The organism is Stenotrophomonas sp. YJH_SMC_16 (assembly GCF_059367875.1).
Genome location: NZ_JCAFRH010000008.1, coordinates 155,370 through 177,847, shown reverse-complemented (window position 1 = coordinate 177,847; position 22,478 = coordinate 155,370). Strand labels below are relative to the sequence as shown.

At 68.0% G+C, this 22,478-nt stretch carries 18 protein-coding genes; 9 read left to right on the top strand and 9 right to left on the bottom strand.

Going from position 1 to position 22,478, the window contains the following annotated elements; genetic code table 11:
- Positions 1-508: 508 nt before the first annotated feature.
- A complete protein-coding gene (locus tag AC5P6E_RS17460) occupies positions 509-1,696 on the top strand; it encodes a benzoate/H(+) symporter BenE family transporter (protein WP_010487529.1) in 1,188 nt (395 codons plus the stop codon).
- A 6-nt stretch (positions 1,697-1,702) separates the two neighbouring features.
- Here AC5P6E_RS17460 and AC5P6E_RS17455 read toward each other — a convergent pair whose 3' ends face one another.
- The 4 genes from AC5P6E_RS17455 to egtB form a co-directional block, all read right to left on the bottom strand.
- Positions 1,703-2,476, bottom strand: coding sequence for a DUF2628 domain-containing protein (locus tag AC5P6E_RS17455; RefSeq protein ID WP_019337953.1), 774 nt, complete (start codon positions 2,474-2,476; stop codon positions 1,703-1,705).
- 26 nt (positions 2,477-2,502) lie between these two features.
- Positions 2,503-4,689 (bottom strand): lytic murein transglycosylase, encoded by a 2,187-nt coding sequence (locus AC5P6E_RS17450; protein ID WP_231298797.1) that lies wholly within the window; start codon positions 4,687-4,689, stop codon positions 2,503-2,505.
- A 78-nt stretch (positions 4,690-4,767) separates the two neighbouring features.
- Complete coding sequence (gene egtD / locus AC5P6E_RS17445; protein WP_019337954.1) at positions 4,768-5,742, bottom strand: L-histidine N(alpha)-methyltransferase; 975 nt, start codon at positions 5,740-5,742, stop codon at positions 4,768-4,770.
- Positions 5,739-7,010, bottom strand: coding sequence for an ergothioneine biosynthesis protein EgtB (gene egtB, locus AC5P6E_RS17440; RefSeq protein ID WP_019337955.1), 1,272 nt, complete (start codon positions 7,008-7,010; stop codon positions 5,739-5,741). Before egtB ends, egtD begins: the two co-directional genes overlap by 4 nt.
- A gap of 150 nt (positions 7,011-7,160) precedes the next feature.
- On the opposite strand from egtB, the gene AC5P6E_RS17435 reads away from it, so the two are divergent.
- The gene (locus tag AC5P6E_RS17435; RefSeq protein WP_029550806.1) at positions 7,161-8,441 is read left to right on the top strand and encodes a diguanylate cyclase; all 1,281 of its coding nucleotides are present in this window, start codon (positions 7,161-7,163) and stop codon (positions 8,439-8,441) included.
- A gap of 3 nt (positions 8,442-8,444) precedes the next feature.
- Here the strand turns inward: AC5P6E_RS17435 and AC5P6E_RS17430 are convergent, their stop codons facing one another.
- Positions 8,445-8,837 carry a YchJ family protein gene (locus AC5P6E_RS17430; RefSeq protein ID WP_164194373.1) on the bottom strand — a complete coding sequence of 131 codons (393 nt, stop codon included), beginning with the start codon at positions 8,835-8,837 and terminating at the stop codon, positions 8,445-8,447.
- Between the two features lie 102 nt (positions 8,838-8,939).
- On the opposite strand from AC5P6E_RS17430, the gene AC5P6E_RS17425 reads away from it, so the two are divergent.
- A complete protein-coding gene (locus tag AC5P6E_RS17425; RefSeq protein ID WP_029550807.1) occupies positions 8,940-9,719 on the top strand; it encodes a sulfite exporter TauE/SafE family protein in 780 nt (259 codons plus the stop codon).
- Positions 9,720-9,824: 105 nt separating this feature from the next.
- Here AC5P6E_RS17425 and AC5P6E_RS17420 read toward each other — a convergent pair whose 3' ends face one another.
- The 4 genes from AC5P6E_RS17420 to folE form a co-directional block, all read right to left on the bottom strand.
- A complete protein-coding gene (locus AC5P6E_RS17420) occupies positions 9,825-13,205 on the bottom strand; it encodes an ATP-binding protein (RefSeq protein WP_010487513.1) in 3,381 nt (1,126 codons plus the stop codon).
- Between the two features lie 16 nt (positions 13,206-13,221).
- Complete coding sequence (locus tag AC5P6E_RS17415) at positions 13,222-13,923, bottom strand: DUF4194 domain-containing protein (RefSeq protein ID WP_005421303.1); 702 nt, start codon at positions 13,921-13,923, stop codon at positions 13,222-13,224.
- On the bottom strand, positions 13,910-15,379 hold the full coding sequence (locus AC5P6E_RS17410; RefSeq protein WP_010487509.1) for a DUF3375 domain-containing protein: 1,470 nt from the start codon (positions 15,377-15,379) through the stop codon (positions 13,910-13,912). The genes AC5P6E_RS17415 and AC5P6E_RS17410 overlap by 14 nt, the downstream gene beginning before the upstream one ends.
- A gap of 112 nt (positions 15,380-15,491) precedes the next feature.
- On the bottom strand, positions 15,492-16,103 hold the full coding sequence (folE, locus tag AC5P6E_RS17405) for a GTP cyclohydrolase I FolE (protein WP_004141296.1): 612 nt from the start codon (positions 16,101-16,103) through the stop codon (positions 15,492-15,494).
- 689 nt (positions 16,104-16,792) lie between these two features.
- Between folE and AC5P6E_RS17400 the strand changes: the two genes are divergently transcribed.
- The 6 genes from AC5P6E_RS17400 to AC5P6E_RS17375 all read left to right on the top strand — a co-directional run bounded on the left by AC5P6E_RS17400 (position 16,793) and on the right by AC5P6E_RS17375 (position 22,429).
- On the top strand, positions 16,793-17,248 hold the full coding sequence (locus AC5P6E_RS17400) for a MarR family winged helix-turn-helix transcriptional regulator (RefSeq protein ID WP_008265191.1): 456 nt from the start codon (positions 16,793-16,795) through the stop codon (positions 17,246-17,248).
- 108 nt (positions 17,249-17,356) lie between these two features.
- Positions 17,357-17,566 (top strand): DUF1656 domain-containing protein, encoded by a 210-nt coding sequence (locus AC5P6E_RS17395; protein ID WP_010487502.1) that lies wholly within the window; start codon positions 17,357-17,359, stop codon positions 17,564-17,566.
- Entirely contained in the window at positions 17,563-18,480 is a 918-nt protein-coding gene (locus AC5P6E_RS17390; protein WP_019337960.1) for an efflux RND transporter periplasmic adaptor subunit, read from the top strand. The genes AC5P6E_RS17395 and AC5P6E_RS17390 overlap by 4 nt, the downstream gene beginning before the upstream one ends.
- A complete protein-coding gene (locus AC5P6E_RS17385) occupies positions 18,477-19,937 on the top strand; it encodes an efflux transporter outer membrane subunit (RefSeq protein ID WP_329835261.1) in 1,461 nt (486 codons plus the stop codon). The genes AC5P6E_RS17390 and AC5P6E_RS17385 overlap by 4 nt, the downstream gene beginning before the upstream one ends.
- 3 nt (positions 19,938-19,940) lie before the next feature.
- Complete coding sequence (locus AC5P6E_RS17380; protein ID WP_329833367.1) at positions 19,941-21,980, top strand: FUSC family protein; 2,040 nt, start codon at positions 19,941-19,943, stop codon at positions 21,978-21,980.
- Positions 21,981-22,030: 50 nt separating this feature from the next.
- Positions 22,031-22,429, top strand: a complete 399-nt coding sequence (locus AC5P6E_RS17375) for a hypothetical protein (RefSeq protein ID WP_010487495.1) — start codon at positions 22,031-22,033, stop codon at positions 22,427-22,429.
- The last annotated feature ends 49 nt before the right edge of the window (positions 22,430-22,478 follow it).

Below are 22,478 nucleotides of genomic sequence, written 5' to 3'. Positions count from 1 at the left end.
GCCTTCACAAGATACCTGCGCATACTTTCAAAGATCCGGGGAAGTGGCCTCAGCGCCGTTCCCGTATGCTGCGAAGTTTCCTTCGTAGCGAGCCGCCCATTATAGCCGGCTTTTCCGCTTCGTCAACACCTTTTTTCAAGGTCGCCTCACCGGGGTGGACGTTGTTGCCGATACTGCTTCGTCGTTGGACCCGAAGGCCTTTCGTCGTTGCGAGCCGCCTATTATGCCGGACTTTTCGAGTCCGTCAACACCTTCGTTCGATCATCTCGTTCGTCGGTGGTGGCGTTGCTGCTTGCGTGCCGTTTCCGAAGAAGCGGTGCGCTGCAGCAAGGGAGCGAATTCTAGAGATCCTGCAGATTTCGTCAAGCGCTTTTTTGCATGGTGATGACAGAAGCACCGCGACATCAGGCATGGCGTACGCTCGAAGATCGCTGCGGCGTTGCCCGCGCGTTGCGCGGTCAACGCCGCAACCGCTATCAATGCATGGATGCACACAGGAGAGACGGCAATGAACATGCAGGTGCGGCAAGCATGGTGGCGCGACCTTTCAGTACCGGCCCTCGTTGCCGGCTTCATTACTGTGCTGGTTGGCTTCGCCAGTTCGGCCGTCATCGTGTTCCAGGCTGCACAAGCCGTCGGTGCCAACCAGGCACAGATCGCCTCATGGATGTGGGCACTGGGACTGGGCATGGGTGTCACCTGCATCGGGCTGTCGCTGCGCTATCGCGTGCCGGTGGTGACCGCGTGGTCGACACCGGGCGCGGCAATGCTGGTGGTCGGTGCCGGTGGCGCCTCGCTCGCTGAAGCCACCGGTGCATTCCTGCTCGCCGCGGTGCTGGGCATGCTGGCAGGCTTCTCCGGCATCTTCGCCCGATTGATGCAGCGGGTGCCGATGGCGCTGGCCGCCGGCATGCTGGCCGGTGTCCTGCTGCGCTTCGGTCTGGACGTGTTCGTGGCCATGAACACCCAGCTGGTGCTGGCGCTGGCGATGTTTGCCACCTGGCTGGCCGGACGCCGCCTGTTCCCGCGCTATGCGGTCATCGCCACCCTGCTGGTCGGCATCGCGGTCGCGGCCAGCCGTGGCCTGCTGCACGCACAGCAGGTACAGCTGCAACTGGCGGTACCGCAATGGGTGACCCCATCCTTGTCCTGGACGGCGGTGGCCGGCATCGCCCTGCCCCTGTTCGTGGTCACCATGGCCTCGCAGAACATTCCGGGCGTGGCGGTGATGCGGGCCTCCGGCTACGACGCCCCGGTGTCGCCGCTGATCGGCTGGATCGGTGTGGTCAATACGCTGCTGGCACCATTCGGGGCGTACGCGCTGAACCTGGCGGCAATCACCGCGGCGATCTGCATGGGTCGCGATGCGCATGAGGACCCGGCACGACGTTATACCGCCGCCATGGCGGCAGGTGCCTTCTACATCGTCATCGGACTATTCGGTGCCACCGTGGCCGCGCTGTTCGCTGCGTTCCCGAAGGAGCTGGTGGCCTGCGTGGCCGGTATTGCGCTGTTCGGCACCATCGCCAACAGCCTGGCCAGTGCGCTGGCGGTGGAGCGGGACCGCGAGGCGGCACTGGTCACCTTCCTGGTCACCGCCTCGGGCGTTTCACTGGCCGGCATCGGCTCGGCGTTCTGGGGCCTGGTGGCCGGTGCGCTGTGCCTGCTGGTGCTGCGGCCCCGTCAGGGCCGCTGACCCACCCTACCCCGCCAATGCGGCACCGACGGTGCTCAGTACCACCGCGATGACGATGGCGATCAGTGTGGCGACCACGCTGGTGCCGCCGCGCGCGGTCAGCTCGCTGCGCAGCCGTGCGTCATCGCCGCCGGTGACGGCTCGGGCCTGGGCGATCAGGCGCTGGCAGTGTGCCAGGTACCAGCTGTTGCCAAAGATGCCGGTGGTGATGCTGAGTGCCAAGGTGATGACCAGCGACAGGCCATCCGGCACGTCCAGCAAGGTCTCCACCACGCTGATCAGCAACAGCAGGCCAGCCCACATCGCCGCCAGGCGGTACATCCTGCGGTACATCATCCAGATCAGGCCGAGCAGGAAGGCCGGCCAGTGCCAGGTGCCACTGCCCGTGGCAATGCCCTGATCCAGCCGCCAGCGCTGGCGGTAGATCGGGAAGTTGCCGCCGACCACGCTGGCGTACAAGGCCATCTCGCCCTCCAGCCCGGCAGCCACCGCCCTATCCGGTACAGCGACCGGCGCACGATAGGGATCGGACGGATCGCCGACACTCGGCGCGATGCCCTCAACCGCAGGGGCTGCGTCGATATCCGGGGCCGGAGCCACCTCGATGGGCGTGGACGCCTGCTCCAGTTCCGACAACGGCCGCCATGAGGGCATGCCTTCGCACCAGAGCAGCGTGCGCGCCGTAACCGTCCCTTCCTGCTGCAGCTGGCGAAGACCGGCCAGATCCACCGGCCCACTGCTCTGCCTGCCATTGGCGTACCACCATTGTGCTTCCTGCATGAAAACATCCTTGCTGCGTTGATTCGTTACCGGGTTACCGGTGTCCACGGTGCCGCGGACAATGTCTGTGACAGCACATGGCTGCCACCCGGCGGCAGGGTCACCACGTCGGGTCCGGCGTTGGCCGCTTCCAGGCAGACGTAGTCGCGCCAGCCCTCACCCACATCTGCCATCTTCGCTGCAGCCTCGGCACCGGGATTCCACGCCACCAGCGAGCGGCTTCCTTCCGTACGGATGTCGATGCGGCGTTTCAGCACCGGATCACGCAGGACATAGTGACCCTTGGCCTGCGTGTAGATGCGGTCGCTGCGCCCGGGATCACGGGGATCGCGCAACGTCCAGGCGCCCTGCTGCCGACGCGGCGTCGCATAGTTCTCGAACTTGTCCAGATAGTCCAGTCCGTCCACGCCGTCCACATCCACCGCGCTGGCATCACCCACGCGGAAATAGTTGTGCAGCGCCTGGGTGATGCTGGCAGGGGAACTGCCGACGTTCTCGGTGATCAGTCGCTGGGTCAACTGGCGGCCTACACGCACAGTCATCCTCAATCGCAGGTCCAGGCTCTGCAGCACCGGGGGTGCCAGCGTGAGCTCGATGCTGCCGTCGTCCAAGCGACGGGCCTGTTGCAGTTCCCACGGCACGGTACGGACGAAACCGTGGGCGGGCACGTCGTTGCCCTGGCCTTGGCGGCCGAAGTACGGCCAGCAGACGGGGCTGCCTCCGCGGATCGGCGTGGGCAGTTCGGCGCGCCGGGGGGACAGCCACATCAGATCCGGCTGGCCCTTGGGCACGAAGGAAAGCAGCTGGCCGCCAAACACACTGATGGCCGCGCTGGCGTCGCCGGTTTCCACCAGCCAGGCATCGAGCCCCTGGTACTGCCCGCTGCGTACACCCTGGATCTGCTGCACGTGGGATCGACTCCGTATGGCCGGCGATTGCACGGCACTGTAGTTGCTGGGAAGCATGAAACGCGTGGGCACCGGTGCAGTGCGCGGCGCGTTCTGCAGAGTGCGAAGGATACGCTGTCCCGCGCGCCCATCTGCGTTGGCCCAGCCCAGGCGCTGCTGCTCGACCTGGATAGCGCGACGCGTGGCCGTACCGATCATGCCGTCGGCGCTTCCGATGTCGTGGCCGCGGGCCAGCAGCAGGGTCTGCAGCTGGCGGCGCTCATCGCGGCCGATACCGGGATCATCGGTCGGCCAGGCCGTGGCCAGGCCCGTGCCGCCACGCAGCTGGTCGGCCAGCGTGGCGATCGCCAGCGCGTAGCTTTCGGCAGCGTTGTAGCTGTAGATCGCGTCGTAGTTGCGGAACACCAGCAACGCAGGGCCCTTGCCGCCCGCCGGCAGCAGCAGGGCCGCGCGCGCGTCGGCAGGCAGGTTGGCCGGGGCCAACGCGCTGCCATCCAATGCGGTCACACCTTGCGCACGCCAGTCGGCCAGCGCCCGACGCTGGGTGCGCCCGGCCTGGCTGGCGTCGAAACCGGGCGGGATACGCACTTCCATGCCCCACGGCTCTCCGCTGCGCCAGCCGGCGCGCTTGAGGTAATTGGCGGTGGAGGCCAGCGCATCGGGAATGCTGCCGACCAGATCGCGGCGGCCATCGCCATCACCGTCCACGGCGATGCCTGCATAGGTGCTGGGCATGAACTGCGTATGCCCGAAGGCGCCGGCCCAGGAACCGGTGAGCCCCTGTGCCTGCAGGTCGCCGCGGTCGATCAACTTGAGCAGGGCCAGCAGCTCACCACGGAAGAAGGGCTGGCGGCGGCCGGCACAGGACAGCGTGGCCAGCGACTGCAGCAGCGGGCGCTTGCCGAACACACGGCCGTAGTCGCTCTCCACGCCCCAGACCGCGACGATGGTGGCCGGATCGACGCCGTACTGGGCCGACACCCGATCAAGCAGGGCCCGATGCTGCTGCAGCAGGACGCGCCCATCGTCCACGCGCTGGCGATCGACCAGCGCGGCCAGGTAGTCCCAGATCGGCGTGGTGAATTCCGGCTGCGCGTCGAGCAGGCCGAGCACGCTGGGATCGGGGGTGAGCCCGGCGATAATCCCATTGAAGCGGTCGGCACTGATGCCCTGGCTGGCGGCTGTCGATTGCAGGACGGCCAGGCAGCGGCTGAAAGCGGCATCGCTGCTGGCCGCAGGCGCTGCTGTCGAAGCGGGTGCCGCGGCGAGCACGGCCGCCAGGCCGAGCGTGGTCAGAATGGGCATGGCGTCCTCCGTGTTGCCGTTGCAGGGCCATCTTAGGCGCAGCGTAGGCGAACCTGAAGCAGCGCGGGCTGGCGGCGGCTAAAGGGCGCGAAGCAGGCGCAGGCCATAGGCCGGGCTTTCAGCATCCCAGCGCCGCACGACCTGCAGGCCCGCTGGCAGCAGCAACGCTTCGAAGCTGTCGTCGGTGTACTTGTGGCTGTATTCGACGCGGATCGGCTCGTCGGCCTGGAAGTGGAAGGTGCGGCCATCCAGACGGACGTCCTGTGCGCGCTGGCTGACCAGATCGGTTTCGATGCGCAGCCGCGCGATGCTGTAGCGGGCGCGGTGGCGGAAGCCGTCCAGATCGAAGTCGCTGCCGATCTCGCGGTTCAGGCGCGCCAGCAGGTTGAGGGTGAATGCAGCAGTGATGCCCTGCACATCGTTGTAGGCGGCTTCGATCAATGCCGGGTCCTTGTGCAGATCGATGCCGACCAGGGCCAGGCCATCGCGGCCCATGGTCTGGCGCATCGCGCGCAGCAGTGCGACGGCATCCTCTTCGACGAAATTGCCCAACGTGGAGCCCGGGAAGAACAACAGGCGCCGCGCAGGCTCGCGTTCCGGTGCCGGGACGGCGACCGCGCGGGTGAAGTCGGCACAGACCGGCAGCATCTCGACGTCCGGCAGCGCCGGGGCCAGATGGTCGATGCTGGACAGCAGCGCGGCGCGCGAGATCTCGATGGGGGTGTAGGCCACGGGGTCCTGCAGTGCCGCCAGCAGCAGCGCGGTCTTGCGGCCACTGCCGCTGCCCAGCTCCACCACATGAACATGAGGACCGACGCTGCGGGCGATGTCCGGCAGCACCCGCGCCAGCAGCGCCAGCTCGGTACGCGTGGGGTAGTACTCGCAGGTCTGCGTGATCTGCTCGAACAGGCGTGAGCCGCGTGCATCGTAGAAATACTTGGATGGCAGCTGGCGCGGCGCGCGCGACAACCCGGCCACCACGTCGGTGAGGATCTGCTGGCGGCCGGGGGTGAGGTCGGTCAACGCCTGCAGCGCGTCGTGCACGGTGCTCATGTGAGGTCCCTGGCCAGGCGCAGTCCGGAGAACTGCCAGCGCGCCGGCGGCACGAAGAAATTGCGATAGCTGGCGCGCACATGGCCCCGTGGCGTGACGCAGCTGCCGCCGCGCAGCACCCATTGGCCGCACATGAACTTGCCGTTGTACTCACCGAGGTTGCCCGCGAAAGGGCGGTAGCCGGGATAGGCACCATACGCGCTGTGAGTCCACTCCCAGACATCACCGAACAGCTGGCGCAGGCCGCTGCCCTGCCCCGCCTGCGGGTGCAGGTGATCGTCATCGGCAAAGTGGCCCCGCACCGCCTGAGACGCGGCGGCGGCCTCCCACTCGAACTCGCTGGGCAGGCGTGCCCCGGCCCAGCGAGCACAGGCATCGGCCTCGAAGTAGCTGAGATGGCAGACCGGCGCGTGCGGATCCAGCTCGCGCCAACCGCCCAGGGTGTATTCGCGCTGCAGGGTGTCATCCCAGTACAGCGGGTGCTGCCAGTCCTCGGCTTCACGCAACGCCCAGCCTTCACTGAGCCACCAGCGCGGTTCGCGGTAGCCGCCGGCATCGATGAAAGCACGGTACTCGGCATTGCTGACGGGACGTTCGGCCAGAGCATGTGCCGGCAGCAGCACGCGGTGCGGCGGCGATTCGTTGTCGTAGGCAAACGCAGCGTGCTGCGGCCAGGATGCAGCGCCGACGGTAACGATGCGCTCGGGTGATTCGATCCAGCCCTGTGCACTGGCAGCGCCAGGGGGGGTGGGCAGGTCCTCGCGGTAGGCCGGCTGCAGCGGATTGCACCAGAACGCGTGCTTGATGTCGGTCAACAACAACTCCTGATGCTGTTGTTCGTGCTGCAGGCCCAGCTGCAGGTTGTGCAGCGCGTGTGGGTCCAGGTCACCTGCCGATAGCCGCGACTGCACCTGTGCATCGACCTGCTGGCGATAGTCATGCACCTGCTGGAGCGAGGGCCGTGAGAGGAGGCCGCGCTGCGGCCGGGCATGGGCGGGGCCGATACTCTTGTAGTAGCTGTTGAACAGGTAGTCCCATGCAGGGTCATGTGCAGGCGCAGCCGGGAAGCCGGCCAGCACGAAGCGTTCGAAGAACCAGGTGGTGTGGGCCAGGTGCCACTTGCTGGGGCTGGCATCGGCCATGCTCTGCAGCATGGCGTCCTCGGCGCTGAGTGGGCCGGTCAGTTGCATGCTGCGCGCACGCACGCGTGCGAACTGGTGGGCGAGATCGTGCTGCGGGGCAGCGACGGCGGCGGGTACGCTGTCCATGCCGACAGCATCGGTGCCGGCGGGTGAGTGCGATGTCATGGTCCGGCGTCACTTCGTTCACATGGATGGGCCTGCCGCATTCAAGAAGCCGCCCCGAACGCCGCTAACGGCAATGCTGCGGCCGCGTCGTCACCGCGCTGGAATTCCTGATTGCCCCTGCATCCGCTCCGCCAGCCTGCGCACTACCTGTTCGTGCTGCCCGCCGTGCTGGTTGCCGTGGTGCTGTGGGCGGCGTTGGGCAACGAAGACGTGGCCAGTCCGGCCCAACGCGTTCTGCCCTGGCTGCTGGCCTGCCTCGGTGCCGGCCTGGCCCTGCTCTACCATCAGGTACGGTCGCTGTGCCTGCTGCTGGTGGTGGCGGTCATGTTCGCGCTGCTGCACCAGGATGTCGGCGGCTACCTGCGCAACGGTCATGTCGGCGCGCTGACACCCCTGCGCTTCCATGCCATCTCGGCGTGGCTGCCATTGCTGTTCGCCGGCCTGTCGTTGTGGCCGGAGCGCGGGCGGCGCCGCCACGACCTGCTGTTGCGCTCCGTCGCCAGCGGTACGGCGCTGCTGATCTTCCTGCTGCTGGCCACGCAGCAGCCGCGCGGCATGCACGATCTGCTGTCGAACCGTCACTGGGCGTGGATCCCGGCCGAGTGGAACGCTCTGGCGCAGCTGCCGGCGCTGCTGTTCCTGCTGGCCACGGCGGCGCTGGGCTGGCAGGCCTGGCGGCATCCGAGGCCGCTGCACACGGCGATGCTGCTGGCCCTGCTGTGCCTGTGGTGGATGCTGCCACGGGTATTCCTGCAGCCGGTGCTGCTGCCAGCGCTGAGCAGCGCTGCCCTGCTGCTGATGCTGGGTGCGATGCTGCAGGAGTCGTTCCACATGGCCTTCCGCGATGAGCTGACCGGCCTGCCCGGGCGCCGCGCGTTCAACGAGACCCTGCAGCGGGCACGCGGCACCTACAGCATCGCGATGGTGGATGTGGACCACTTCAAATCGTTCAACGATACCCACGGCCACGACACCGGCGACGACGTGCTGCGCCTGGTGGCCTCACGGCTGGCGCGCGTGGGTGATGGTGGACGTGCGTTCCGCTATGGCGGCGAGGAGTTCGCGGTGGTGTTCCTGGACCGCCCGGCAATGGCCTGTGTCGATGCCGTGGAAGCCTTGCGGCAGAGCATCGAGGACACCCGCATGCAGCTGCGTGACCGCAGCACCCGCAGCCGCGACGATGACGCCGGGCGCCAGCAGCGCGGGCGCGGCGGCAGCGGACAGGTAGTGCAGGTAACGGTAAGCATCGGTCTGGCCGACACCCGCGTCGGTCTGCGGCCGGCGGCGGTGGTCAAGGCTGCCGACCAGGCGCTGTACGTCGCCAAGGACGGAGGCCGCAACCAGGTGCGCGCGTATGCCGGGCAGGGCGCGCTGGCAGTACGCGGTGGCTGAGGCTCAGAGCGCGTCGAGGTAATACCAGCGGTCTTCGATGCGCAGGAAGCGGCTGTGCTCGGTCATCTTCACCGCGCTGCCGCCGCCCACCCGGTAGCGCGCGGTGAACCGGACCTCAGCGCTGCCGGCGCCGGTGACGGTGTGCTCGTGCACGGTCAGGCCCAGCCAATACGTACGCTGGCCGGGCGCATCATCCAGCGACAACTCGGCCGGACGCGTGTCCGGGTGCCAGCTCTGGCGCAGGTAGTCGGCCAGGCCCCGCACATAGGCGCTGTAGCGCGAACGCATCAGGCGCTCGGCATCCGGCGCGGCTTCACCGGCGTGGAAGCGGCCGCAGCAGGCAGCATAGTCGGCGGGCAGGCCGCAGGGACAGGGATCGGCAGGTTTTCGGCTCATATCAGCATTGTCGCCGGGTTGCGCGGATTGATCCACGCACGGCACAGGTCGCCGGGTACAGGACAGGCGTATGCTGTCGCGCCCCCACCTTGATTGATCGCCGTGCTGGAACTGGTTCCCCCCGAGTTGTGGTGGCTGGTGGTGATCGCCTTCATCGCCGGTCTTGTGGATGCCGCCGTGGGTGGCGGTGGCCTGGTGCAGCTGCCTGGACTGTTCACGGTGCTGCCGCAGCAGACGCCAGCGATGCTGTTTGGTACCAACAAGTTCAGTTCGATGTTCGGTACCGGTGCGGCGGCCTGGCGCTATGCGCGCAATGTGCGCTTCCCGTGGAAGCCGGTACTGTTCGCGGCCGGTACGGCCTTCATCTTCTCCTTCGCCGGGGCCACGGCGGTAAGCCTGCTGCCCAAGGACGCGGTGCGCCCACTGGTGCTGGTGCTGCTGATCGCGATGCTGGGCTACACACTGTGGAAGAAGGACTTCGGCGCGTTGCACCGGCCGCAGGAGATCGGCCGCCGCGAACTGGTGATCGCGTTGGCGATCGGTGCGGCGATCGGCTTCTACGACGGCTTCTTCGGGCCGGGCACTGGCAGCTTCCTGATCTTCCTGTTCGTCCGCTTCTTCGGCCTGGATTTCCTGCGCGCGTCAGCGGCATCGAAGGTGGTGAACCTGGCCACCAACGTCGCGGCAATCTCGTTCTTCGTGCCGACCGGCAACATCCTGTGGCTGTTCGCGCTGCCGATGGCAGCAGCCAACATCATCGGCTCGGTGGTGGGCACGCGCCTGGCGCTGAAGGGCGGCACACCCTTCATCCGAAAGCTGTTCGTGGGGCTGGTGGTGGTGCTGATCGCGCGGATGGCGTGGGATACGTTCCGCGGTTCGTGAGGGACGTTATGAAATGGTAGGTGCCAACCTTGGTTGGCACGTTGTTTCAGGTCGCGAAGAGCAGCCGAGCATGGCTCGGCCCTACAGGTGGATTGCCCGAGGCGCTCAGGCCTCGGCTTCTTCCGGTTCGTTGGCCTGCTGGCGGCTGCGCTCGGGCAGCTTCAGGCGCTTGCCTTCTTCGTCGTACTCGATCAGCAGCACGCCGGAGTCGTGGCGGCCGCTGATCTCGACGAAGCAGGCGCCGCCGATGAACGGTTCCAGCGTCATCACCGACTTCAGCGGGGTGGCGACCACCATCTGGAAGCCGAAGTTGTCGAAGATGTTCATCGCCAGTGCGGTGAACTCGTTATCGGCCTTGTCGAAGGCTTCGTCGAGCACGACCGCGGCGTAGCTGGGCAGCTGGCTGTCGGCACCGCCGAGCTGGTAGCGCAGCGCGGCCGCCAGGCAGGTCGTGGCCAGCTTCTGGCGCTGGCCACCGGACTTGCCGGCGCCGCTGCGGTAGATCTCGACCTGCTGGCGCGTTTCCGCATCCAGCTCGACGCCGATGAACTCCACGTGCATGCGCACGTCCAGCACCAGCTCGCGCCAACGCTTGTCCTCGCCTTCCTGCGAGCCCAGGCGGTTGACCAGCTGGCGCAGCACGGTGAACTGCGATTCGGCCAGCTCGCGCTGCTCGGTCTGCTGCTGCGACAGCACTTCGCGCAGCTGCAGATGGAACTCGCCGACTTCCGGCAGGCGTCGGTCGTTCAGTTCGATGGTCAGCAGCGTGCCTCGGTTGAACGGCACCTGTTCCAGGCTGGCGTTCACTTCGTCCAGGCGCTGGCCGATCGACTTGCGGGCCTCGGCGCTGTGCCGCTGCAGGGCCAGCAGGTTGTTCTTGCTCTGGTTCTGCAGCAGATCGAAGAAGCGCTCTTCGTGCTGCGGCAGGCCATCGCGTTCCAGGCGTTCGAGGCGCGCGAGGAAGTCCTCGGCCGAGGCCACCGAGACGGTGAAGTCGCCCGATTCCTCCGGCCACTGCTGGATGAAGCGACGGAAGCAGCCGATCAGCTGGTTCTCGATGCGGTTGAGGTCCTGCTGCGATGAAGACAGCTGCTCGTTCAGCGCGTTGCTGACCTGGCGCATGTGCGCTTCCAGCGTTTCCAGGCTGAGCGGGCCCTGCTCCTGAAGGCGCTCGGCGAGGCCGGCTTCCTGCTCCTGGGCCAGGCTCGGCAGCACCAGCGCACGGCTCTGCTGGCGTGCGCGGTCAAGGCGATCGCGCTCCTTGACCAGCTGGCCGCGCTCGACACGCACGTCTTCATAGGTGCGGCGCGACTGTTCGATGTCCGCGCGCACCGCGTCGATCTGCTTGGCCAGCTTGGCGAGGTCGGCATTGCCTTCGCGCAGGTCGCGCAGCGTCGCTTCGATATCGCTGAGGCGCTGCTGCGGGGCGGCGATATCGATCTCGTTCCAGCTGATGCTGACCAGCTCGTGGCAGGCCAGGCGGCGTTCGTTGTCGCGATCACGCTGGCCACGCAGGCGCGCGATGTCGGTCTCGCAGCCGGCGATGCGCTTGGCCAGCTCCTGTGCTTCACGCTCGAAGGCGCCGACCTTGTCGTGGTTGTTGAAGCCGAGAATCCAGCGACGGCGGTCACCCACGGCACTGCGGTCGTCCTTCTCGAAGCGGTCGCCCGGATGCTTGACCTGGCCTTCGCGGGTGATGCCGCGATCGACGTTGCGCAGCTGCTTGGCATCGACGCACTCGTAGTCGAAGCGCTTGCCAAGCTCACGGCGCAGCCAGCTTTCGAACACGTGCTCGCGCAGTTCCAGCTTGTGCAGCAGGGACTTCGCCGACGGCTCGCGCGCGAACGCATCATCGTTGCGGCGCACGCGGTAGTAGGTGAAGCGCATGCCCAGGTGGGTGCGGTTCACCCACTCGGCGACGTCGTTGTAATGCTTGTCATCGACCAGCAGCGACAGCGCGAAACCGCCCAGCACGCGCTCGATGGCACCCTGCCAGCCCTGCTCTTCGGAGCGGACCTGGATCAGTTCGCCAACGAACGGCAGCGCTGCTTCGGCGATGCCCGTTTCCTCGGCCAGGCGCGCGCGCAGCTTCTGCATCGGCGCAGGGATGTTGGACGGCGTGCGCTGCATCGCTTCGAGTTCCGCACGGACTTCGCCGAAGCGGCGCTCGTCATCGCGCTTGCCACCCAGGCGATCGCTGATCGCGTCGTCCAGCGCCGAAGAGGCACGCTGGCGGTCCTGCAGCTCGTTCTGCGCGCGCTCGACCAGCTCGGCGAAGCCGTGGGCGTCGTCCGGCAGTTCCGCCTGCAGCTGCTGCGCCGCCTGGCGTGCCTGCTCGCGCTTGGCCTGGCGGCGGTCGCGCTCAGCTTCGGCACGACCCTGCTCGCGTTCCAGTTCCTCGATGCGCTCACCGCCCTGCTGGCGGCGCTGCAGCTCCAGTTCGGCCAGGCGCTCGGTGTGGTTGTCCAGTGCGGCACGGCGCTGGGCTTCTTCGCCAAGCAGGCCGCGGTCACGCACGTCCATCTCGCGCAGGCGCGCCTCGATCAGCGCCTGGCGCCGGCTTTCGCGGAAGCTGTCAACACCGAGCTTCAGCGCTTCGTCGTCGCCACGCCGGCGATGCATTTCCTTCAGGTCGTTGTAGTAGGCGCGCGCCGGCAACAGGGTTTCCACCTGGCGGCGCGCGGTGACCACCGCCTGGTGCGCGCCATCAAGCTCGGCGAAGTCGCTGACCAGGCGCTCGGCGGCGTCGAAGGTCTTCGGCGTGTCGAGCATGAAGTCGCGCAGGAAGACATTGAGGTCGCCCAGGTTCTTCGCCGACTGCGTCTTGTGCAGCAGGCGCAGCGCCATCTCGTTGTCGATGCCGAGCAGGTCGCGGAAGCGCTCGGCGTAACCGGAGAAGGTGTCGAAGTGGTGCAGGTCGGACAGCTTCTGCTTGAGCTTGCGCAGGTCCAGGTCGAAACCACCAAGATCCTTGGCGATGTCGAACGGGCGCTCGGCGATCATGTAGTGCTTGCGCACATCGCCAGCCGAGGTGCCGTTGCCGGAGATCCACAGCAGGCGCACCAGGCTGACCACGCGGCCATCGCCGGCGCGGTATTCCAGCACCAGCGCAGTCCAGGTGGCGCCCTTGCGCAGGTACTGGGTGGCGATTTCGCCGGTGCCGCTGTCCTGCTGGTCGGCCCACGCGCCACGCACGTAGGACACCAGGTTGCGGTCGCGGCCACTGCGTTCGGCTTCACGCGCGGCTGCGTTGAAGTCGACGATGGCCGGCGGCGTCAGCAGCGCGGACATGGCATCGAGCAGGGTCGACTTGCCCGAGCCGGAACGGCCGACGAACAGGAAGCCGCGCTCGGCGATCGGCACTTCGGTCAGGCCGTTGAAGGTACCCCAGTTGTGCACCTGCAGGCGGCGCATGCGGAACTGCTGCAGGCGTGGGTCCGGCAGGCCTTCGTTGAACAGGGCGGGAGTGTGCTTGGAGATAGCCATGCGATGGTCGGGTCTCTCAGGCCTCGGCGGCCGGGGTTTCGCGCAGCTGGCGGTAGACCGCCGAGAGCTGGGACACGTCTTCGGCGGAGAACAGCAGCTTCAGCGCCGGCGAGACTTCGTGGCGGTCTTCCTGGCCGCTGAGGCGGGTCAGGATGTGGTTGTCCTTCATCTTCTGCACCGCCGAAGCGACACGGCGGTTGAAGCCGGCGCGGTCGGTGGACAGGTTCTTTTCGTAGATGGCCAACGCTTCGGCCATCTCGGCATCGGCGACCACCGCGCGGTTGCCGCGCGCATCGGCCTCGGCCAGCTGTTGGCGAAGGTACAGCAGCAGCACCGAGTCGATGAAGGTCAGCGGCGAGGTGCGCAGCAGCACCGGCGCATCAACGTCTTCGGTATCGGCCTGGCGGGTGAACGCCACGCCGCTGTCACGATCGAGCACCAGTTCCAGGAACAGGTCCGCCAGCGACGAGCGGATGGCCGCCTCGCTGCGGATCAGCGCCGGCCACAATTTGGCGTGGCGCAGCTGGTCGATGCTGGGGCCGATCAGCAGCTGGCACAGCGCGCGGCGCGCATCCAGCGGCAGGCGCCCGGTATCGCCGAGGTAATACACGTCGTTGCCACGGCGGGGCTGCGCAACGGCCGCCACCGGCTCGGCCTCGTAGGCGTCTTCCGCCACGTCGGCCTGCGGTGCGTCGATGGGATCTTCATGCCAGCTCATGGCGTCTCTCCTGAGTGAACCAAACCAGCGGGATGCGGGCGCGACGGATCTGGCCGTCGCCACCACGCCATTGCGCAAGCTCCTGCTCGCCGGCAACCACGTTGCCGAAGCGCGTGCCCAGCGACAGGTAGCCGATGACGCTGCCGAGGCCCTGCGGCGCTTCGCGCTGCGACAGGGCCTGGGCGATGCTGAGCCGCGGCTGTGCATCGAGCAGGTCGTGCAGGTCGCGGCGCAGGGTACGGAAATCGATTTCGGACGAAGCGACCAGATCACCGACGCTTTCCAGGCTGATGGCCGCGGCGTCGTTGTACTCGACATTGCCATCGACCTGGGCACTGCGCGGATCGTGCAGCCTCCACTGCGACCACGAGCGCAGGCGGCTGGTGGTCAACTGCAGGTCACGGCCGATGCCACGCTGTGCGGGGAATTCGTCGCGCAGAGCCAGTGCTTCGGACTGCGCCTGCTTCAGCAGCTGGTTGAGGCGACGCTGTTCCAGGTAGCCACGGCTCTGCACGAAGCCGCGCAGGCTGCGCGCGAAGTTCTGCAGCACGTCGTGCACCTGGCCACCGCGTTCGAGCATGGTGCTGGTGAAGCTGCGCAGGAAGTTGCGTTCGTTGCGGTCCAGGCGGCGCGCAAAGCCACGCGCCAGCACCGCTTCCAGCGCGGCATCGAGCTGGGCGCTCTGCTCGGCGTCGTTGAGCAGGCGCCAGAACGCCTGGAAACTGCGCCCGGCATCGCTCTCGCCGATGACGTCCACACCTTCGAACAGCTGCGACAGCACATCGCCGCGCTCGCCTTCATCGTCGATGATGCGTTCGCGGAAATCGCGGTTGAGCTGCTCGAAGTCGTCGCGCACGCGGCGGAAGTCCTCGGTCAGCTCGTCGGCCAGGCCGATGATCTGGCGGGTGCGTTCCAGCGCGCGCTTGCCGTCCAGCGCAACCACGCGGCCAGTGCCGACCCGGGCGATTTCGGCATCGATGCGGTCGCGCTCGTCGTGCAGCGCGGACAGGCGCGCATCGGGGTCGGCTTCGGTCTGCGCAGCCAGCGCCGAGAGCTGCTCAATGACCAGCGCCAGGCGGCTTTCGGTGGCGGCCACGCGGGCCTGCTCGAGGCCGTCCGCGAAGCGGATCGCCTGCAGTGCAGCAGTGGACAGCTCGTACTGCTCCTGGTCGGCGCCTTCGGGCAAACGGCGTTCCAGCCAGCCCTGGGCCAGCCAGTGCGCGATGTAGGCCTGGGCGGTACGCGGCAGCTCGCGCGAGAGTTCATCGCCGGCCAGCTGGTCCAGCGCGCGCTGCAGTCGCTCGTTGAGCACCGACGAAGGCAACGTGCGCTCGCCGTCCATCAGCAGGCCCTGCAACAGGCCGATGATTTCCGGGGCGTGGTCGGCGGCAAGCAGCTTCCACTGGGGCTGTTCGCGCAGGTGGCGGTAACGGGCAATGCGTTCGCGATGCTTCATGCAGCGAAAGAAGTCTGTAGGGCTGACAGGGACGAGCCGCCATGCACGGCTGCCGCGGGGGCAGCCGTGGGCATGCCGGCCTGCAGGGGCCGGCGCGGTGCGGGCAAGCGGCTCAGCGCTTGCCGCCCACTTCGATGAAGCGCAGGAACTCGGCGCGGGTGCGCGCGTCGTCGCGGAAGCTGCCCAGCATCTTGGAGGTGACCATGCTGACGCCGCGCTTGTGGATGCCGCGCGTGGTCATGCACTCGTGGGCGCCTTCGACGACCACGCCGACGCCGATCGGCTGCAGCACATCCTGGATGCACTGGGCGATCTGCGCGGTCATCTTTTCCTGCACCTGGAAACGGCGGGCGTAGGCTTCGACGACGCGGGCCAGCTTGCTGATGCCCACCACCTTGCCGGCCGGCAGGTAGCCGACGTGCACGCGGCCGATTATCGGCGCCATGTGGTGCTCGCAGTGGCTTTCGTACTCGATGTCCCGCAGGACGATCAGTTCGTCGTAGCCGGCCACTTCCTCGAAGGTCCGCTCCATGTAGGCGCGCGGGTCGTCGCGGTAACCGCTGAACCAGTCGCCATAGGCTTCGGCGACACGGCGGGGGGTATCCAGCAGGCCTTCACGGGACGGGTCCTCACCGGCCCAGCGCAGCAGGGTGCGCACGGCATCCTCGGCCTGGTCCTGGGTCACGTCGCCCTGCGGGGCGGCCTTTTCGTTGTTCTTGCTCATTGCGTACAGCGTCCCGAACGGGGGGCGAGCATCGTACCCGACCGGGGGGTGGGTCGTCCTGTTGGGACGGTTCATCGGGGGTCGTTGCTGGCGCGTCGTTGCTATCGGATTGGAGGAGGAGAGGGGGCTGCGCAGGACACGCCGTGAACCCGTCCCTGGGGGCTCGATGGCGCCATCCATGGCGCCAACGGTCCTGCGCAGCCCCCTCTCCCCCTCCCTGACGTTTTCCTGCGGGCGCGGCCGGACCGCCCGAAAGCGGGGTCAAAAGCTTGGGTTCATGGCTTCGGAAGCGCCGCGCGACTGCGCGACTGCTGTGGTGGGTGCGAACCGTTGGTCCGCACAGCTTTGGCTTCTGCCCCTGCCTTTAAAGAGCCAACCCACCGCGCTCGCGGGGGATGGGAAGGCAGCGGGGGCCGGGCGGGGCAGGACCGTCCGCGGCATGGATGCCGCGGCCGAGCCCCCAAGGGTGAGGGCGCTTTGCTTGCGAGGCATGCCTCGCAAGCGCCCGAACGCACAGCCGCCAGCGGCTGGGCCGGACCCCGGAGGGGGGGGCACGGCGTGTCCTGCACCGTCCGGCGCCCGCTGCCCCACCCGACACCACGCAGGCGCAACGCTTTCCTCACTACACCCCACCCATTCAGAAAAACCTATTGATAGGAATGAAATTAGTAGTATCCTATCTATCTCTTATGGACCGACCCCTCGACGAGCGCACCGTGCTGCAGATGCAGCTCAGCTCCGGCCTGCTGTACGCAGGGCGGCAGTGGCAGCGCCTGGCCGACAGTCGGCTCGGCAGCTACGGCATCTCCACCGCCTGCACCATGCCCCTGCTGATGATCGGACGCTCCGGCGGTGGCATCCGCCAGGTGGCACTGGCCCAGCAGCTGGGCATGGAAGGGCCCTCCCTGGTGCGCCTGCTGGACAAGCTGTGCGCCAGCGACCTGGTCCGCCGCGAAAGCGATGCCAGCGACCGCCGCGCCAACCTGCTGTGGCTGACCGACGCCGGGCAGGCGCTGGTCAGCGAGCTGGAAGACCAGCTGATCGGCCTGCGCCAGGACGTGTTCGGCGAGCTTTCCATGGATGAACTGCACGCCGTGCTGAAGGCCTGGCGCCTGCTGGCCGAGGCCGCCGACCGCATCACGTAAGAGCGCTGCCCCCGAACACCGCCGCTGCCGTGCATACGCCAGCGGCTTTTGCCCGTTGCCGTTGTTCTGTTGTCCCTCCCCTCCCCCACCTCGCCCCCGCCCCTTCCGATGCCCGGTGAATTCAGTCTCCATGGAGTGTTCGTCCCGACCCTGCTCGGGTTGATGTTGTTGGCCTACTTGGTCAACAGCGGCCTGCACGCGCTGCTGCAGCGTGCCGGCGCCTATCGCCATGTATGGCACCCGGCGCTGTTCAACCTGGCGCTGTACGGGATCGTGCTTGGCCTGCTGTTCCACCTCCTGCGTTGGATGCAATCGTGAACAAGATCGTGAAGAAGACCCTTCCCATACTGCTGACCAGCGCAGCCGTGATCATCGCCCTGCTGGTGCTGCGCCAGCTGTGGGTCTATTACATGGATGAGCCGTGGACCCGCGACGCGCATGTTGGCGCCGACGTGGTGCAGGTGGCGCCGGATGTGTCCGGGCTGGTGGAAACGGTGCAGGTGGCCGACAACCAGGCAGTGAAGAAGGGCGACCTGCTGTTCGTGGTCGATCGCGCCCGCTACCGCATCGCGCTGGAACAGGCCAAGGCCAGCCTGGCTGAGCGCCAGGCCTCGGTCGCCCAGCTGCGCCGCGAGATCGGTCGCGACCGCAGCCTGCAGGATCTGGTCGCCGCCGAGGATGCCGAAGTGCGCCGCGCCAAGCTGCAGGCTGCACAGGCTGCGCTGGCCACCGCACAGGCCGCGGTCGACCTGGCCGAGCTCAACCTCGGCCGTACCGAGGTGCGTGCGCCGGCCGATGGCCGGGTCAACGACCGCACCCTGCGCGTGGGCGACTACGTGGTGGCCGGCAAGCCGGTGCTGGCGCTGCTGGATACCGGCTCGTTCCGCATCGATGGCTACTTCGAGGAAACCCGCCTGCGCGGCGTCGCCCCGGGGCAGACCGTGGACATCCGGCTGATGGGCGAGTCGACCCCGCTGCGCGGCCATGTGGAAAGCATCGCCGCCGGCATCGAGGACCGCTACCGCAGCAACGGCAGCACCCTGCTGCCGAACGTGACCCCAGCCTTCGACTGGGTGCGGCTGGCGCAGCGTATTCCAGTGCGCATCGCGATCGACGACGTGCCCAAGGGCGTTGAGCTGATTGCCGGCCGTACCGCCACGGTGACCGTGCAGACCAGCAGCACGAAGCACGCAGACAAGGCCGGCACCGCGCCGACACAGGCGGGCCTGTGAACACCGCCCTGCCCCGTCTCGGCCTGATCGTCGCGCTGGCCAGCCTGGCCGCGTGCCGGACCGTCGGCCCGGACTATGCACTGCCGGAAGGCTCGGCGTTCAAGCGCCCGGAGGCGAATGCGGCCTTCATCGATACGCAGAACCCGCAGGTGGCTGCCAACCAGGCACTGCCCGACCGCTGGTGGTCGCTGTACAACGACCCGGTGCTGGACGGCCTGATCACCCAGGCGCTGCGTGACAACGTGGAACTGAAGGCCGCCGATGCGCACCTGCGCCGTGCCGCGGCGGTGTACGAGCAGGCGCTGGACGCCGGTGGCTTCGAGTACGAGGCCGAGGCCGGGGTCAGCCGCGCACAGCTGTCGGCCGAGTCGTTCCTGCAGGAGCACGAGCTGCCGGTGATCAACCTGGCCGACGGCAAGTTTGCGGTCAGCTACCAGTTCGACCTGTTCGGCAAGCTCAAGCGCGGCGCCGAAGCGGCGCGTGCCGACGAGCAGTCGGTAGCGGCGGCACGCGATCTGGCCCAGGTCAGCGTGGTCGCGCAGGTGGCCGACAGCTACCTGGAAATCTGCCACGCCAACCACGAGCTGCACGTGGCCGAGCATTCGCTGCAGTTGCAGCAGCGCAGCCGCACGGTCACCGAGCGCCTGATCGCGGCCGGCCGCGGCACGCCGCCGGAGCTGGCCCGCGCCAATGCCCAGGTGGCACTGCTGGAGGCCGCACTGCCGCCGCTGCATGCGCAGCGTTCTGCAGCGGCGTATTCGCTGGCCGCACTGCTGGGCCAGACACCGGGCCAGCTGCCGGCCGGCGTGATCGACTGTGCGCACGCCCCCGGCCTGGCGCAGCCGCTGCCGGTCGGTGATGGCCGTGCGCTGCTGCAGCGCCGCCCGGACGTGCGCCAGGCCGAACGCAAGCTGGCCTCGGCCACGGCGCGGATTGGTGTCGCCACCGCCGAGCTGTACCCGGACATCCGCCTGGGCGCCTCGCTCGGTGCCGCCGGCCTGCTGGAGGACTTCGGCACGCCGATGACCCAGCAGTGGTCGATCGGCCCGCTGATCTCGTGGACATTGCCGTCGTCGGGTACGCACGCGCGCATCCACGCCGCCGAAGCCGGTGCCGACGCGGCGCTGGCCGAGTTCGATCACACGGTCCTGCAGGCGCTGCGCGAGACCCAGACCGCGCTGGACCGCTATGCGCAGGACCTGCGCCGGCTGCAGTCGCTGCGCATCGCGCAGGAACAGGCCGCACTGGCCGCCGAGCAGAACCGCCGGCTGTACCAGGGTGGCCGCACGCCGTACCTGTCCAGCCTGGATGCCGACCGCAGCCTGGCCACCAGCGATGCCACCCTGGCCGCCGCCGAAGCGCAGGTCTCACGCGACCAGATCCATCTGTTCCTGGTGCTGGGCGGCGGCTGGCAAGCCAGCACCGCTGCGGCCGGCACCCCGACCGCAGCGAAGTAAGCCATGAACGCGCTGACCGACCGCCAGGCCTGGCTGTTCTCGATCAAGACCTACCTGGCCGCGGTGGCCGCGCTGTACATCGCCATGGCCGGCAACCTGTCGCGCCCGTACTGGGCGATGGGCACGGTGTACATCGTCAGCCAGCCGCTGCTGGGCCCGACCCGTGCCAAGGGCGTGTACCGCATCGTCGGCACCCTGGTGGCCGGCCTGGCCACCCTGCTGGTGCTGCCGGCACTGGTGGAAACGCCGCTGGTCCTGAGCGCGGCGATGTCGATCTGGCTGGCCGGCTGCCTGTTCATGGCCCTGCTCAACCGCGGGCCGCGCGGCTACGCGTTCCTGCTGGCCGGCTACACCACCGCCTTCATCGGCTTCCCCGCAGTGACCTCGCCGGAAACCATCTTCGACACGGTGGTGGCGCGCAGCGAGGAGATCATCCTCGGCACGGTGGTGGCGGTGCTGTTCGCCTCGCTGCTGTTCCCGGCCTCGGTGCGCCCGATGCTGCGCGCCCGCATCGGCAACTGGATGGAGGACGCCGCGCAGTGGTGCCGGCAGATCCTGGAACGTGGCCGTGCACACGCGCCGCGCAACCGGTTGGCCGCCGATCTGGTGCAGTTCGAGGCGCTGATCGAATTCCTGCGCCGCGATGATCCACGCCATGCAGGGTCGGCGGTATCGATGGAGCGCCTGCGCGAGCGCATGCTGCTGCTGTTGCCGGTGCTGTCCTCGATCGCCGACCGCCTGAGTGCGTTGCGCAGCGATGGCCAGGCGTTGCCGGAAGGCCTGCCGGTGCTGGTCGATGACATCCGCGACTGGCTGGACGGGCCCACCAACGCCAGCGAGTATGCCCGCCTGCGCGCGCGCATCAGCGCACTGAAGCCGCAGGTGGACCGCGACCTGCAGCACCTGCAGCTGGCCAGCCTGCTGCTGCGCCTGGAAGAACTGGTGGACCTGTGGCAGGACTGCCGCACCCTGCAGCACGCCATCGACCACGGCACCGCGCCGCTGGACCGCGCGCACTACCGCATCCGCACCGAACGCGTGGCCGCCGACAAGCACGTCGACTACGGCATGGCGCTGTTCTCCGCGCTCAGTGCCGGCGTGGCACTGATGAGCTACTGCGTGTTGTGGATCGCGCTGGGTTGGGAAGGCGGCGGCAACGGCGCGATGATGGCCGCGGTGACCGCCGCGTTCTTCGCCGCACAGGACGATCCGGCACCGAGCATGGTGTCGTTCCTGGTGTGGGCGATGGTCGCCTCGGTGGTGGCCGGCGTGTACCTGTTCGGCGTGTTCCCGGCCGTGCACGACTTTGGCCTGCTGGCACTGGTGCTGGCGGTGGCGTTCCTGCCGCTGGGGCTGATGCTGCACCACCCAAAGAGCGCGTTGTTCGCGCTGCCGCTGACAGTGAACCTGGCCGCGCTGCTGAGCCTGCAGAACACCTACAGCGCCAACATCCAGACCTTCCTCAACTCGTCCATCGCAATGTTCATCGGCATTGGCTTTGCGGTGGTGATGACCCGCCTGTTCCGTTCGGTGGGTGCCGAATGGACCGCGCGCCGGCTGGTGCGGCAGGGCTGGACCACGCTGGCCGAAGCCGCCGAAGGCCGCGGCCAGCAGGACCGGCAGCGCTTCGCCGCACGCATGCTCGACCTGCTGGGCCTGCTCGCACCGCGCCTGGCGGCAACGCCGGAGGGTAGCGACATCGCGTCGGTGGACATGCTCAACGAGGCGCGCATCGGCCTGAACATCCTGCAGCTGCGCCGCGCCCGGCTGGAACTGCCCGAGCGCAGCCGCGAGGCGGTCGAGCACATCCTGGAAGAAATCGCCGTGCATTACCGCCGTCAGATCGCCGCGCGCAAACCCATTGTGGCGGCCGAGGCGCTGCGTGAGCGGCTGGATACCTCGCTGGGCCGGGTCGGCAGCGTGGGCGCCTGCAAGGCCCGCGACGAGGCGCTGATGGGCCTGATCGGGCTGCGCTTCGCGTTGTTCCCGGAGGCGAAAGCGTTGGCGCCGGGGCTGGCAATGGACACGGCGACGCAGACGTAGCGCGCTACCCTGTGTGCCCGCAGACCCCGGCACTGCAACAGGACGGTTCAATGAGTTACGACATGATGGTGTTCGAGGCCAGCGCCGCGCCACGCGAGGCGGCAGCCTTCATCGCCTGGTTTGAGAAGCAGACGCAGTGGAACGAGCGCCACGAGTATGACGACCCGGCCGTCAGCAGCCCGGCGCTGCAGGCGTGGTTCACGGAGATGGCGCAGGACTTTCCGCCGTTGAACGGCCCATTGAGCAACGACGATGACGATCGTGCCGAAGTGACCGAGTACAGCATCGGCCGCGAGGTGATCTATGGCGCATTCGCCTATTCGGTGGCCGAGCGCGCGCATGGTCGCGTGCAGGACCTGGCCGAGAAGCACGGCGTGGGGTTCTTCGATGTGAGCGCCGATGAAGCGGCGATCGTGTTCCCCGATGGCCTGGTGCTGATGCCGGAGTAGGTATGGCGGGAGGGCTGCGCCCTGCACCTGCCGAATCAACAGCAACGGC